Origin of the sequence: Leptospira andrefontaineae, assembly GCF_004770105.1 — a bacterium.
In the GTDB taxonomy this organism is placed as follows: Bacteria; Spirochaetota; Leptospiria; order Leptospirales; family Leptospiraceae; genus Leptospira_B; species Leptospira_B andrefontaineae.
The window spans coordinates 314,893-328,264 of the sequence record NZ_RQEY01000005.1 but is presented as its reverse complement, the minus strand read 5'-3'; the positions used below and the strand labels follow the sequence as shown (position 1 = coordinate 328,264).

The following is a 13,372-nucleotide window of genomic DNA, read 5'->3' as shown; positions in this document are numbered from 1 at the left end:
ATCAGGTCGCGGGCTTCAAGAGCCTGAATAGGCTCTTAGCTAATGAGAAAATAATCTGGGGTGGCTCTCATTCTAAAGCTGATCCCCTGATACTTTAGACTCCGGCTCTTCCCTGTTCCCCTCCCTTTGTCTGGAAACGGAATAGAGAAAAGGCAAAAATCCCTGGTTTTTTTCAGGATTGGACTCATGCCTCAAAAACTTGGATCGGGTTTTTCTATAGGATTGTTTGGTTTGCCTGAACTTCTCCGCTTCGTCCAAAAGCCCATCCAATCGATTTTCCAGAAAAAATCTGAGTTCTTCCTGTAAATCCTCTCCGATTTTTTCGGATCCTTGTTCTGATTTTTTTGGCTCCTTCTCCATTTCCGGCCCCCATATAATATTTTAGGTTTTCCCCGGACAAACGGGTGCCCAATCCGAAGAATGGAGCGCATTTTTTTTCTTGCGACAAGGGAGTTTAGGCCCAAATTTGAGGGAATGCTAAATCCGACAGAACTCACGGAAACTCTAGTATCTGGAAAAGATATCGAGCTGGAATATAGATTTATTTCGGACGAGGACCACCAGCAGATCTACCTTCTGCTGCTTCAGGTTTTAGGAAACTTGGACAGGTTATTTCTTACGGAAGTGGTTTCTACCATTCTGAAAGAACTTTTGATGAACGCGAATAAGGCGAACGCCAAGAGACTTTTCTTTCTTACAGAAGGGCTGAATATCAACGAGGCATCTCATTATAATAAAGGGATGAAACGTTTTCTGGAAGATATCATCCATAAATGGGATGAACAGGAAAAGGTACTCAAAGGTTCCAATTTATCCGTCCGTCTTCGAGCTAAGATCATGAACCAGAATCTGATCTTTTTGATTGAGAATGATGCAGCACTTCTTCCCCAAGAATCGGAAAGGATCAAGGCAAGATTAGAATCTGCAAACAAGTTTAACGATCTGTCGGATGCGTTTCTTTCGATGGCGGATAGCCAAGAGAGCGCAGGTCTTGGACTTGTACTTATACAATTATTATTAAAAAACTCAGGCATAGGTTCTGATAAATTTAAGATAGAAACGGATGGAAAGATCACAAGAGCGACCTTAGTGATCCCTAAACAAATCGTTCCATTGGATGTAGCTACTAAACTCAAAGACAAGATTTTGGCAGAAGTAGATGGACTTCCCCCACTTCCTCATACTCTTACAAGGATCATAAACCTTTGTAATAATCCTGACTCAGATTTAGGTGTAATTGCTAACGAGATAGAAAGAAACCCGGCGATCAGTGCGGACCTTCTAAAACTTTCAAACTCAGCCGGTTTCGCGAGTAGGAATAAAGTAAATACGATCGTCCAAGCTGTTAAGGTTGTGGGACTGAAGAACGTCCGAAATCTTTTGTATGTATCAGGCGTACGAAAGATCATGGAAGGAAGATATTCCAAACTTCAGGAAGTATGGAATCATTCCAACCTTGCGAGTTTTTTCGCGAGGCAGGTTTCTCAAAGAGCGGGACTCGGAAAACTTTCCGATATCGCTGCAGTAGGAGCCTTACTTCATGATTTAGGAAAATTCATTTTGCTTTCATTGGATCCTACATTGTTCAAACGTTTGGCATCTTATCAGAAGCATAGGGATCTTTCCAATTCCACCATCTTAGAAGAAATTTCCACAGGTATTTCTCATCCGACTTTGGGAGCGATGCTCGCCAGAAAATGGGATTTCCCTCCGGACCTTGTTCATATGATCGAATTTCATCATAGAGCCTTCATGGCGACTAACACGATTTATACGGATTTAGTTGATTCCGTATACGTGGCAAATATGATGTGCGATTATCTGGATAAGAAGACCAGCTATTATGCTGCTGACTCGAATATACTAAAAAAGTTCCAGTTAGATGATAAGGCAAAGTTCGAAGAGACCTGCGAAAAATTAGCTAAGGCCTACGAGATCGCGAATGAAGAAAACTGAATCCAATAATCTACTCAATTTACACGGAATTAAGTTTTATAGATCCGGGACTCCTATTCTGGATGGGATCGATTTCCAGATCAATTCCGGGGAACATTGGGTGCTGTTAGGCCGCAACGGTGCCGGAAAAACTACACTTGTAAATTTGATTTATGGTTCAGTTTGGCCTACTGCAGGTAGGATCAATCTTTTTGGAGAAACATTCGGAGAAACTCCTCTACAGATCTTGAGAAATAAAATTGGGATCCTGGATTCTTCCCAACAAGAAAGCGCTCTTCAAAAAAGTCTTACTGTTTATGATGTTCTTCTTACAGGTTTTTTTCATACCATAGGTTTTTATAGAGAATCAAACGCCTGGGAAGAAAAGGAAGCAGAACGAATTTTAGAAGAAAACGGTTTCGGGGCTAAAAGAAACCAATTATTCCGAACTCTATCTTCGGGAGAAAAGAAGAAGGTACTCTTTCTTCGAGCGATGTGCACTTCTCCCGAATTTGTGATCTTAGATGAGCCTTGCTCCGGATTGGATCTGACTGCTAGAGAGGAATTCATAGACTTCTTGGATGAATATAAGAGGAATCGGAATTTCACTTCTATCTATATCACTCATAGGATCGATGAGATCCCTCCATTTTACGAACACGCGGCACTTCTGAAGTCCGGCAAAATTTTATTCTCCGGTGAGATCAAAGAAGCGTTCTCTTCTGCAAGGCTTTCGGATCTATACGATCGTAAGGTAGAAGCAGAAAATCGCAACGGCACCTGGGTCGCAGTGACTGAAAGAAAGTAATCAAGCTTTCGCACGGAGCACACAAAGAACACAGAGAGTTTTGAGAAAGTATTTATTCTCTGTGAACTCCGTGGCCTCTGTGTGAAACTTAAAGATATTCCGCGTAGTCGCATTGAGGAAAACGAGAACAGATATAATATTCCTTCTTTTTGGAAGATTTTTTTCGAACTCTCTCCCCTTCTTTACAAACGGGACAAATTCCGTATTTGGGAGTTTTTGGTTTTTCTTTTAACTGTTTATTTATTGCGATTATATTCGTTTTCTTTAATTGAGAATCTAAGACTGAGTAAAATTCGGAAAGAACCTTAGATCTGCTTTCTTCTCCGGAAGCAATGGAATCTAATTTTTGTTCCATTTCAGAAGTAAATTTTTCCCTGAATAGATCAGCAAATGCAGCCTGCAAGAATGCATTCACTCTTTCTCCGAGAGTCTCCGAATATAACTTCCCTTTTTCGGAGTATACGTATTTTCTTTTGTATAATGTTTCGAGGATAGAAGCAAATGTAGAAGGCCTGCCGATCCCCTCTTTTTCGAGTTTGGAGACAAGACTTGCTTCCGTGTATCTGGAAGGAGGTTCTGTAGTTTTTTCTTGGATCTCCCACGGATCGGGAGCCAGAGTTTCTCCTTTTTTCCAATTAGGAAGAATGTCAGCGCCTATATTATAGATCTTTTTATAACCTGGATCTAGAGTGAAAAGTTTTTCTCCTTCCCAAATTTCTCCTCCTCCGTTTGCCACAAACTCCAATCTTTTCCAAATTTCAGGTTTCATCTGAGAAGCAATGGCACGCTTCCAGATCAATTCGTATAATTTTTTGGAGTCCTTACTTAAATTACGATCTGCGACTTCTAATACAAAGTCAGGTTCTAAAAATACATCCACAGGACGAATTGCTTCATGTGCATCCTGTGACTTCCCTTTCGTTTTTTTAAGTCTATACGTTTGGGCTTTATCTGAAACGAATTCTTTTCCGAATTTAGAGGCTATCTTTCTGCGAATAGAATCTCTTGCATCTTCACTTATCCGAACAGAATCAGTTCTCATATAAGTGATGAGTCCTTGGGATTTTCCTTTTCCTAGATCTGTTCCCTCGTACAATTCCTGAGCGAGTTTCATTGTTTTGGATGCGGAAAATTTTAAGACCCTAAATGCTTCCTGTTGTAAAGTAGCAGTAGTAAAAGGAGGTGGAGGTAATGTTTCTCCTACCTTCTCTTTTATTTCAGTGATTTGTAATACTTTCGTTTTTTTTAATATAGAATCCAGGAACCCAGATGCTTCTTTTTGGGTGGCGAACGCGTCTCTTTTAGGGCAAAAGACGATCCTTTCATTTTCTTCCGATCCGTAAAACACAGTTGCAGAAACAAGCCAGGTGGTGACCGGAATAAAACTACGGATTTCTTCTTCTCTATCGCAGATCCATTTTAAAGCGACTGATTGTACCCTTCCTGCGGACAGACCTTCTCCGCTTACTGCTCTCCATAAAAATGGACTCACCTTATATCCGATCAGTCTATCTAAGATCCTTCTTGCTTTTTGGGAATCTACCAGGTCCAGATCGATCTCATCAGGTTCTGAAATTGCCTGTAAAATTTTGTCTTTCTGGATTTCTTGGAAACGAATTCGGGAGATCTTTACCTTCTTCCCTAATTTTTGGGCCAAGATATATCCTATAAACTCGCCTTCTCTATCCGGATCGGTTGCGATCAGTATGGATGAATGAGACTTTGCTTCCTTTAAGATAGAAGATAGGATTTTTTTCTTACCTTTGAGAGGAACATACTCAGGTTCGAAATCTTTTTCTATTTTGATCCCAATACGATCCGGAGGAAGATCCAAAATATGTCCGAAGGTGGCGAGCACCTTATACTCTTTGCCCAAATAGGAAGAGATGGTTTTAACTTTGGTAGGAGATTCTACAAGTACTAGAACGGACATTTCGGAACGGACCGGAAATCCGGCCCTTCCGTATTTTTCTAATGTGGTCCTAACTCTTCAATCAAATATCCGTTCGGATACGTAGGGTTATTTCTTTTGGTCACGTAATAAGGTGTTTTTCTAGGAGGCCAAAAATATCGTAAGAAGAATGCTCTGAATTTAAAAAGAGAATAAGTCAAGGCTGCAACGATCGGATTTGCTTTAGGAAATCCCATAGCCTCTCTAAGAGGTTTATCCATAAGAGAATATACTGCGTTATATACTAAATATTCCAAACCGGGGATTTTAGGAATTCTAGCAGAAGCGATCTTCATAGTTGCAAGTGCAACTTGTTCCGAGTCAGTAGTACGATGGAATTTTTCTTTTTCGAATTTCTGATTGAACTCCAACATTTCCTCGTAGGTTTCCGGAATATTTTTGATATTCATCATTTTTCCGATCCGTTTCCAAAGATAGAAATTGGCTAACCTTTCTTTTTCAGTACTTTTTCTCCAACCGAACTTTTGGTTCCAACGATCCGGCTCGAATATAAAAGTTGTGAGTGTATAAAGAAAGTCCTCATTCTTGATATCGTATTCTTTATGGATCTGGTTCAACCTTCTCATGGCCTCTCTTCCTCTTTCGCTATCCAGTCCATTTTCTATAAATTCTGCGAGGATCAAAGCGGTATCGTCGTATCTTTTCTGTCCTGCAGATTCAAATCGTTTGGTTGTATTTAATATTTTAGAAATAGAAGGAATTGCGAATGTCCTGAAAAATGAAATTGCAAGTGAGATCTCCACATCCTGAGGAAAATCATAACTTCCAGAAAGAAATACGATCTTCTGTGCATCCTTCTCCGCATCTAATTCATTAATTTCTTTTAATATTTTCAAACGGTTGAACATCTGTTTATTTTTTCCTTTGATACCGAACTTTTTATTTTATCACTTTTTCGCACAGATGTTCGATTAAATTCGAAAAGCAAGTATTTTATTTAGATACTTTTATCCCAAACAATAGAGATAGAGACGCAGACCTGTGGAGGGTTTTACGAGTTTTTTAATTTCACAATCCTTCATATTGATAAAACTCAAATGCTCTTCTTCTCTTAGCGTCTTAGCGAGACCTTAAAACTTATCATTTTCACGCAAAGCCGCGAAGGTAAGAAGATTCTTATACTTAAACTATTAGAAACTTTTACAAATTTCGAAATATAATTTAGGCAAAAACAATCATCAAGTCTCTGTGGCTTTGCGTCTCTGCGTGAAAATAAAAAAATCCCGGTGGTTTAGGCCGGGATTCTTAAAACTTAGACTTAGATTAAATCTTAGCCGTTAGAAGGAACTGGGAAAAGTCCTTCAATAGAAAGATATCTTTCTCCGGTGTCGTAGTTGAAGGTAAGAACTGTAGCTCCTTCTGGAAGTTCAGGAAGTTTTTTAGCAACAGCTGCAAGAGCTGCACCGGAAGATACTCCTAAGAAAATTCCTTCTTCTTTTGCTGCACGAAGCGCATATTGGAAAGCCTCGTCTTTAGAAACTTGGATCACTCCGTCTAGTAGATCAGTGTGTAAGTTTTTAGGAATGAATCCGGCTCCAATTCCTTGGATTGGGTGTGGTCCAGGTTTTCCTCCGGAAATTACAGGAGAAGCTTCCGGCTCAACTGCGAATACTTTAGTTTTAGGGAACTTCTCCTTTAAAACTTTAGCAACTCCAGTGATATGTCCACCTGTTCCTACTCCAGTGATCAGAGCATCCACTCCGTTAGGGAAGTCTTTCAGGATCTCTGCTGCAGTAGTTTCAATATGCACTTTAATGTTTGCTTCATTCTCGAACTGTTGAGGCATCCAAGCTTTAGGATTTTCAGAAACAAGTTGTTTTGCTCTTTCGATTGCTCCAGGCATTCCTTTTTCGCGAGGAGTTAGGTCGAATTCTGCGCCGTAAGCAGCCATAATTCTTCTTCTTTCCACACTCATTGACTCAGGCATAACCAGGATCAAACGGTATCCTTTTACTGCCGCAACAAGAGCTAAACCGATACCGGTGTTTCCGGAAGTTGGCTCGATGATTACTGTATCCTTAGTGAGTTTTCCGCTTTTTTCAGCGTCCTCGATCATAGAAAGCGCGATACGATCCTTGATAGAACCGCCTGGATTGCTACGCTCTAATTTAGAATATACGTTGTATTTGGATCCAAAGAGTCGGTTGATTTTTACGTGTGGAGTATTACCGATCGTCTCTAAGATATTATTTGCTTTCATTAGGAATTCCTACCTCTGCAGCTGGATTTTTGTGAACTTGTCAATATATTAAACATCTTTTTCAATATATCAAATGCGATCAATGAAAAAAGATCAAAACTGTCTGGATATTTCTAAGAAGATCTAAACTTCTTTCAAGACAATTCCAGCTAGAAAGGCTTCCGTTTCCGGTCCGAAGGAAAGCCCTAATCCTTTATAAACCGCATATATACTTGAAATATGCACATTCGAATCTCCTGGAGTAGCAGCATATCCTCGCACTTCTTTTCCATTCACTTCCAATGCGGACAGTGGAAATACGGCATGAGAGAAAATTCTGCCATACAATCCTCTGTCTCTTCCGGAGGAGAAGATAGAGTTGGTAGAAACAAGCTCTGTGATGCTTAAGAATGGGTCATTATCGATCTTAGAAACCAACCATTCTTTAGTAATTTCTCTCTTTAGGCGAAGATGAAAACGGATCAAATGCATATAAGGCGAATTGATCGTTACGGAAGAAGACCCCAATTTGATCTTAAAACCAAGATCTGCATATACTTCGTTCAATAATCTTCCATGGTGAGTACCAGTTTCCGATTCAGGAAGAACAAGTAAAGGTCCTGTAACGTGAGGATCGTTTTTTGCCATATCCGCATCTCGTCGGATCACAAAAAAATCAGCCTCTTCTAATATATTTGAAAGCTCTTGAGGTTTTTCCGAATAGAAGGGTCTAAGAATTCCGGCTAACGTATGAGTATTACATGTAGAAACATGTATGAACTTAGGGGGATTTTTTTCCAAGAGTGGAGCACTTTCAGGATACAAAAATTGAGGTCCGAAAGAATGTTCACTTCCCTGAGCGATAAAAATTTTGATCTGATCGTAGATTGGTTCCGAATATTCAGATTTTCTTTTGTCTGCAACTCCAGGAGGAGAAGAATCGCATACTACCTGAGATTGGGATAATGCATCCTCTTTAGAGATCCATTCAGGAAAAAAATTCCGGACCCCATTAGAACCATCATCTACAATGATCCCGCCTTTTTCGAGTAGGGAAAGTATCTGGGGTATTTCTGATTTTTGCAATTTGTACGGTTCTACAAATACTTGGAATCCGCCAAATTTATTCTTTAATAATAATAACAAAGAAGCCAGAGGCCAGCCTATGACCCCTGTCCCTCTTAGATACACTCCCGGAATTTTTGTTTCGCCCACATAGTAAAGTATTCTGCAGATTCCCTAAACGTATAGGAAAATTTTGGAAAATTAAACTATGCTGATCCTATAGGAAAAATCCTGAAGATAATTGTTCTTATAGGTGACGTAATTTGCAGCGGTCCTTTCTATCAGATTCCTTTCATCTTCCGTAATATCTCTCACGATCTTTGCGGGAGATCCCATCACCATCACTCCCGGTGGAATGATCTTACCAGGGGTTATCATTGCGCCCGCAGCTACGAAGGAATATTCTCCTAGCTCCACTCCATCCATGATGATAGCGCCCATTCCTACGAATGAATTATTTTTAAGTTTGCATCCGTGAAGAACGGCTCTATGACCCACGGAAACATTATCTCCAATTTCCACTGGATGAGTATTTCTGGAAACATGGACCACTGTCATATCCTGTATATTCACATTGTCTCCAATCCGAATATAATTTACATCTCCACGGATCAATGTTTGGAACCAGATAGAGGAATCTTTTCCGATCACTACATCCCCTACTACCAAAGAGCCTGGAGCTAAGAACACTCCATCTTTGAAGATAGGACGTTTTCCCATATATTCTAATATATTCCCGGCCAGATGTACTTCTTGCATATACTTTCCCTCAATCGCTGTTCAATTTTAAGGCTTTTCCGAAAGAGAACAAGTGTAAAATTTTCAAACTTTTCTTTACAATAAGAATTTCCATAGAAACATTCTCGCAATATATGAATCTTTTAAGAAAGAATGGAATCTGGCTCTTTGCTATTTTACTGATCGGAGTCGTTTTTTCTAGCGTAAATTATCTAAAGCCAAAATATTCATTTAATTGGGACTCACATAATAAATTAGTTCAATCCTATTCTTTACTTCAGAATAAGTTCCAATCTGAAGAATTATTTTATCCGGGAAAGAAATTTGATCCGGACTACAAATACTTTCCAGTTCAGAATAATGTTTTTTTGAAACTAGATCAAAGACATTTAAGCGCTTTCCCAGTTTTTTTTGCCGCAATTTCTTCTTTGTGGCTCTGGGTTTTTGGATTTTCGGCTCTTCCTTATTTAAGTGCGATCGGATTACTACTTTCTCTACTGCTTCTTTATGAAAAATGGAAATTCTCCAAGCTTTCCTTGGCAATTGCGGGATTAGGAACATTCGCTTGGATCTTAAGTATAGAATATTCCGAGCATAGTTTTTTTATGTTTTCCACATTATGCTCTCTTACGTTCGCCTTAAGAGGAAAAAATTCGTTGGTAAAATTTATCTTCTCCGGGATCTTTTGCGGGATCTCCGTTTGGTTCAGACATGAAGGTTTAGTTTACTGCGCATCTCTTGCATTCTGGATCCTTTTTGCCGGAAACAAAAAAGGATCATTCAAAAAATCCATTTCTGAATTCTTATTTTTCAGCTTAGGTGCGGCGATATCAGTAGGGATTTTCTTTTTATTTAATTTTATAGACTACGGACATTTTCTAGGACCCAGATTCTTAATCAATGAATCCGGTCTAAATGTTTCCTATATGACCAGATTAGAATGGGCAAAGACCTTATTATTTTTCGGAACCTTCAAATTGGGATATTTCGGATATATGCCCGCGTCTCTCCTACTTTTTCCCATCTTAATTGCAGGTTGGAAAAAATTATCTCCCAAAAATAGGATTCTTTTAGGATCCACATTAAGTTATATATTTTTAGTTTTACTCATTATCCCGAACGATGGGTTTAATAACTGGGGACCTAGATTTTTCGGACCGGCCGTATTTCCTTTTGCAATCTTATTCTCTAAATATTATTATTTTCTAAAGAAGAGAAGAAAATTCAAATTTATCCGCATTCTATTTTTGATATGTATACTTTTTTCTTTCACATGCGGTTTAATCGGTTTAAAATACTTAAAAGAGGGGCGCAAACAACAGGAAGCGAATAATTTAGCTTTGCATTCTACAAATTCTGAAATCTGGATTTTTTCAGATGATTCTTTGGCGTATATAGCCGGCTCAGATTATTTTAATAAAATAATTTTCAGGGTTTATTTAGCGGAAGACTTACCCCAATTTTTATCCGATCTTTCCAAATTTTATCCCGGTAAAAAGATAACATTGATCCAAGCAAATGATGAAATTTTCGGAGAAAAAGTAAAAAGTACGATTAAAGAAAATTCCAAATTTGCATATGGAATCGGCAAAATGATCTGGGAAAAAGAATCCTTTGAATCTGCAGTCCGTTCCAATCTGGATAACCGGGAAGAATTGGCTAAAGCAAGTTTGAAATTCAGTATTGGAAATTTAAAACTTAGATAAGTATATAAAATATAGTAAGGCCAAAATCTATTTTGACCTTTTGGAACTACATTCTTACCTTAGCCTATAATGTTCTCATTAAAAAAAGAGTTCGGAGAGAAGGAAAAAAAATTCGATCGAAAGAAATTCGTTCAGATTCTTTCCATCTCTATTATAGTCGGATTTTTATTCGCGTCTGTAGCTCGTATCTGGTTTGTATTTCCATTCGTTCCGGAAACGGAAGAAATGTCCCCTGCATTCCCTAAAGGAAAAAGAATTTATATCTCAAGATTTGTACGTGATTCTTCTTTATTTTTAGGTGATGTGGTCCTAGTCGAACATCCTACGCAAAAAGGAAAAGTAACGCTTGTACGTATTATGGGAAAATCGGGGGACCAAATATCTATAAAGGACAAGATTCTTTATAGGAACGGAATCTCCGAGACCCAAGGCAAATCCGACTTCTCCTTACAATTCAAGGATGCAAGACCTGCCTTTTCCGGAACATATTCTACCCGGGACAATCTATCCAACCTAACTATAGAAGATCGAAATTACTTTCTCCTTTGCGATAACCGAGACGACTGTGTAGATTCCAGAGATTTCGGTCCTATACCTTTCGAAAAGATCATAGGCAAAGCCCTTTAATCCTGTTCCGCCTTAGAATCCGTTACAAAATTCACGAAAAAACGGATTTTCAGGATGGTTTTGTTCTAAAAACATGTATTTGAAGAGCTTACGGCTCCTGTTTTATCAAATAACATTAAGGAAATAAAGGGAAGAAAATGACAAGAATCGCTATCAACGGTTTTGGCCGAATCGGTCGCTTGGTATTCCGTTCAGGGATCAAAGACCCAAATATTGAATTTGTAGCAATTAACGACCTAGTAACTCCGGACAACCTAGGATATCTTTTAAAATACGATTCTACTCATGGACGTTTTAACGGCACCGTAGAGCATACTGAAGACGCACTTATCGTAGACGGCAAAAAAGTTCTTTGTGTATCCGAAAGAGATCCTGAAAAACTCCCTTGGAAAGATCTGAAAGTGGACTATGTGATCGAATCTACCGGTCTATTCACTGACAGAGTCGGTGCTGAAAAACATATCAAAGCCGGAGCTAAAAAAGTGGTGATCTCCGCTCCTGCAAAAGACAAGGACATCCCTACTTTTGTAATGGGAGTGAATAACGAAAAATACGATCCAAGCAAGGATCATGTAGTTTCCAACGCTTCTTGTACTACTAACTGTCTTGCACCAATCACTAAAGTGGTTCTGGACAATTTCGGAATTGAAGAAGGTCTGATGACCACAATCCACGCAACTACTGCAACTCAACCTACTGTTGACGGTCCTTCTAAAAAAGACTGGAGAGGTGGAAGAGGAGCAATGCAAAACATCATCCCAGCTTCTACTGGTGCTGCAAAAGCGGTTGGTCTTTGTATTCCTGAAGTAAACGGAAAACTGACTGGTATGTCTTTCAGAGTTCCAACTCCGGACGTTTCCGTTGTGGACTTAACTGTTAGAACTACTAAAGAGACCAGCCTAAAAGAAATTTCTGCAAAAATGAAAGAAGCTTCTGAAGGTGCAATGAAAGGGATCCTAGGGTATACCGACGAGATGGTTGTTTCTAATGACTTCCTAAGTTCTACACTTTCTTCTATCTTTGACGCGGATGCTTGTATCGAATTGAATTCCAGATTCTTTAAATTGGTTTCCTGGTATGATAATGAGATGGGTTACTCTAACAGAGTTCTAGACCTGATCCGTTATATGGCTAAAAAAGGTTAATAGATGCAATTGCCCCAATTACCCAGACTCGAAAACGAGGATGTCAAGGGGAAACGAGTTTTCCTGAGGGTCGATTTTAATGTCCCTCTGGATAACGGTAAAGTTTCCGACAAGACTAGAATTGAAAAGACCCTTCCTACCATTGAATTATTGGTAAAAAAAGGTGCCAGGGTGGTGATCGCAAGTCACCTTGGCCGCCCTAAAGGTAAACCGGATCCTCAATATTCTATGGAACCTGTTTACGAAGTTTTTAAAGGTTTAGTTAAAACTTCCGTAATATTCTCCAAAGACGTAATCGGAGAGAATGCCGTAAAACTTTCCAAAGAACTAAAAGACGGAGAGATCCTGGTTCTGGAAAATTTACGTTTTCATAAAGAAGAAGAAGAGAATAATGCTGCTTTTTCCAAAAGCCTGGCTGCTCTCGCTGATGTTTATGTAAACGACGCATTCGGTGCAGCTCATAGAGCTCATGCTTCTACGGAAGGAATTGCACATCTTCTACCTTCTTTTGCAGGTTTGTTGATGTATAAAGAGATCACCGAACTTTCTTCCCTTCTTTCCCGCCCTGCAAAACCTTTCGTTGCAATCATCGGAGGTTCCAAGGTTTCTTCTAAGATCAGTGTGATCAAAAACCTGATCGAAAAAGTGGATCATATTTTGATCGGCGGAGGAATGGCTTATACCTTCCTAAAATCCAGAGCAATCCCAGTCGGAAATTCTCTCATAGAAAAAGATTTCGAAGTGGAAGCTTTCCAACTGATCGAAAGAGCAGGAGTTGCAGGTGTGGATTTCCAATTACCTGTGGATCACGTGATCGGCGATAAATTCTCTGCAGATGCCAAAACCAAAACAGTAGACAAAATGGGAATTTTGGACGGCTGGATGGGAATGGATATCGGCCCTAAAACGATCGCAAATTACGAAAAAGTAATTAAGAATGCAGCAACAATCGTTTGGAACGGTCCTATGGGAGTTTTCGAATTCGATAAATTCGCACCAGGAACAATGGCGATCGCTAAAGCGGTTTCTAAGTCCAAGGCCAGAACGGTTGTAGGTGGAGGAGATTCCATCGCTGCGATCAATAAGGCTAAGGTAGAAGATAAGATCACTCACGTTTCTACTGGAGGAGGAGCCTCCTTAGAATTTTTAGAAGGTAAAAAACTCCCCGGAGTTGTTGCTCTTCTAAAACAATAATCT

Annotated in this window: 12 protein-coding genes; 6 read left to right on the top strand and 6 right to left on the bottom strand. The window is 39.4% G+C overall.

The features are described from left to right. Positions 1-72: 72 nt before the first annotated feature. Entirely contained in the window at positions 73-360 is a 288-nt protein-coding gene (locus EHO65_RS03225) for a hypothetical protein (RefSeq protein WP_135772749.1), read from the bottom strand. Between the two features lie 114 nt (positions 361-474). Here EHO65_RS03225 and EHO65_RS03220 point away from each other — a divergent pair, with 114 nt between their 5' ends. Further along, the gene (locus EHO65_RS03220) at positions 475-1,956 is read left to right on the top strand and encodes an HDOD domain-containing protein (RefSeq protein ID WP_135772748.1); all 1,482 of its coding nucleotides are present in this window, start codon (positions 475-477) and stop codon (positions 1,954-1,956) included. Continuing rightward, positions 1,943-2,743: an ABC transporter ATP-binding protein gene (locus EHO65_RS03215; protein ID WP_135772747.1), complete on the top strand. Its 801-nt coding sequence runs from the start codon at positions 1,943-1,945 to the stop codon at positions 2,741-2,743. Before EHO65_RS03220 ends, EHO65_RS03215 begins: the two co-directional genes overlap by 14 nt. A gap of 88 nt (positions 2,744-2,831) precedes the next feature. On the opposite strand, the gene topA is transcribed toward EHO65_RS03215, so the two are convergent. The 5 genes from topA to EHO65_RS03190 form a co-directional block, all read right to left on the bottom strand. Further along, positions 2,832-4,676, bottom strand: coding sequence for a type I DNA topoisomerase (topA, locus tag EHO65_RS03210; RefSeq protein ID WP_135772746.1), 1,845 nt, complete (start codon positions 4,674-4,676; stop codon positions 2,832-2,834). Positions 4,677-4,714: 38 nt separating this feature from the next. Further along, the gene (locus tag EHO65_RS03205) at positions 4,715-5,563 is read right to left on the bottom strand and encodes an oxygenase MpaB family protein (protein ID WP_135772745.1); all 849 of its coding nucleotides are present in this window, start codon (positions 5,561-5,563) and stop codon (positions 4,715-4,717) included. Positions 5,564-5,985: 422 nt separating this feature from the next. After that, complete coding sequence (gene cysK, locus EHO65_RS03200; RefSeq protein ID WP_135772744.1) at positions 5,986-6,915, bottom strand: cysteine synthase A; 930 nt, start codon at positions 6,913-6,915, stop codon at positions 5,986-5,988. Between the two features lie 123 nt (positions 6,916-7,038). Beyond that, a complete protein-coding gene (locus EHO65_RS03195; protein ID WP_135772743.1) occupies positions 7,039-8,109 on the bottom strand; it encodes a hypothetical protein in 1,071 nt (356 codons plus the stop codon). 51 nt (positions 8,110-8,160) lie between these two features. Further along, positions 8,161-8,718, bottom strand: a complete 558-nt coding sequence (locus EHO65_RS03190; RefSeq protein ID WP_135772742.1) for a gamma carbonic anhydrase family protein — start codon at positions 8,716-8,718, stop codon at positions 8,161-8,163. 113 nt (positions 8,719-8,831) lie between these two features. Here EHO65_RS03190 and EHO65_RS03185 point away from each other — a divergent pair, with 113 nt between their 5' ends. The 4 genes from EHO65_RS03185 (at position 8,832) to EHO65_RS20015 (ending at position 13,369) form a co-directional block, all read left to right on the top strand. Further along, positions 8,832-10,403 (top strand): LA_3751/LA_3752 family putative glycosyltransferase, encoded by a 1,572-nt coding sequence (locus EHO65_RS03185; protein WP_135772741.1) that lies wholly within the window; start codon positions 8,832-8,834, stop codon positions 10,401-10,403. Between the two features lie 69 nt (positions 10,404-10,472). Beyond that, positions 10,473-11,030, top strand: coding sequence for a signal peptidase I (gene lepB, locus EHO65_RS03180; RefSeq protein ID WP_135772740.1), 558 nt, complete (start codon positions 10,473-10,475; stop codon positions 11,028-11,030). A gap of 137 nt (positions 11,031-11,167) precedes the next feature. Beyond that, positions 11,168-12,175, top strand: a complete 1,008-nt coding sequence (gene gap / locus EHO65_RS03175) for a type I glyceraldehyde-3-phosphate dehydrogenase (RefSeq protein WP_100709523.1) — start codon at positions 11,168-11,170, stop codon at positions 12,173-12,175. Between the two features lie 3 nt (positions 12,176-12,178). Further along, complete coding sequence (locus EHO65_RS20015; protein WP_135772739.1) at positions 12,179-13,369, top strand: phosphoglycerate kinase; 1,191 nt, start codon at positions 12,179-12,181, stop codon at positions 13,367-13,369. Positions 13,370-13,372: the final 3 nt, after the last annotated feature.

Excerpts from the sequence above, each read along its gene's own strand:
- EHO65_RS03225 (WP_135772749.1), bottom strand. The coding sequence starts at position 360 with ATGGAGAAGGAGCCAAAAAAATCAGAACAAGGATCCGAAAAAATCGGA.
- EHO65_RS03220 (WP_135772748.1), top strand. The coding sequence starts at position 475 with ATGCTAAATCCGACAGAACTCACGGAAACTCTAGTATCTGGAAAAGAT.
- EHO65_RS03215 (WP_135772747.1), top strand. The coding sequence starts at position 1,943 with ATGAAGAAAACTGAATCCAATAATCTACTCAATTTACACGGAATTAAG.
- topA (WP_135772746.1), bottom strand. The coding sequence starts at position 4,676 with ATGTCCGTTCTAGTACTTGTAGAATCTCCTACCAAAGTTAAAACCATC.
- EHO65_RS03205 (WP_135772745.1), bottom strand. The coding sequence starts at position 5,563 with ATGTTCAACCGTTTGAAAATATTAAAAGAAATTAATGAATTAGATGCG.
- cysK (WP_135772744.1), bottom strand. The coding sequence starts at position 6,915 with ATGAAAGCAAATAATATCTTAGAGACGATCGGTAATACTCCACACGTA.
- EHO65_RS03190 (WP_135772742.1), bottom strand. The coding sequence starts at position 8,718 with ATGCAAGAAGTACATCTGGCCGGGAATATATTAGAATATATGGGAAAA.
- EHO65_RS03185 (WP_135772741.1), top strand. The coding sequence starts at position 8,832 with ATGAATCTTTTAAGAAAGAATGGAATCTGGCTCTTTGCTATTTTACTG.
- lepB (WP_135772740.1), top strand. The coding sequence starts at position 10,473 with ATGTTCTCATTAAAAAAAGAGTTCGGAGAGAAGGAAAAAAAATTCGAT.
- gap (WP_100709523.1), top strand. The coding sequence starts at position 11,168 with ATGACAAGAATCGCTATCAACGGTTTTGGCCGAATCGGTCGCTTGGTA.
- EHO65_RS20015 (WP_135772739.1), top strand. The coding sequence starts at position 12,179 with ATGCAATTGCCCCAATTACCCAGACTCGAAAACGAGGATGTCAAGGGG.